Here is a 352-nt window from a genome sequence, read left to right on the forward strand (position 1 = left end):
ACGGAGAACTGCACCTACGCCTATATCGACGATATGGGACGCTACCGCGTCAAACTACCGTTTGATTTGGACGAATGGAGTCCCGGCGGAGAAAGCCGTCCCGTACGACTGGCCAAACCGTATGCCGGTCCCGAATACGGCATCCACTTCCCCTTACACGAAGGCACCGAAGTGATGCTGTCCTTCGTCCAGGGTAATCCCGACCGTCCGTATATCTCCGGCGTCATGCACGACAGCGCCCATACCGACCATATCCCTGCCGATTGGAACACAAGAAACGTCATCCGTACCTGGGCGAACAACAAACTGCGGATGGAGGACCTGCAGGGACAGGAACACATCAAACTTGCCA

Annotated in this window: 1 protein-coding gene; it reads left to right on the forward strand. The window is 56.2% G+C overall.

Annotation, left to right across the window (positions count from 1 at the left end):
* On the forward strand, positions 1-352 hold a 352-nt coding region (locus HMPREF2700_RS11830), incomplete at both ends, for a phage baseplate assembly protein V (protein WP_283129703.1).

Origin of the sequence: Neisseria sp. HMSC068C04 (assembly GCF_001810105.1) — a bacterium.
Taxonomy (GTDB): domain Bacteria; phylum Pseudomonadota; class Gammaproteobacteria; order Burkholderiales; family Neisseriaceae; genus Neisseria; species Neisseria flavescens_B.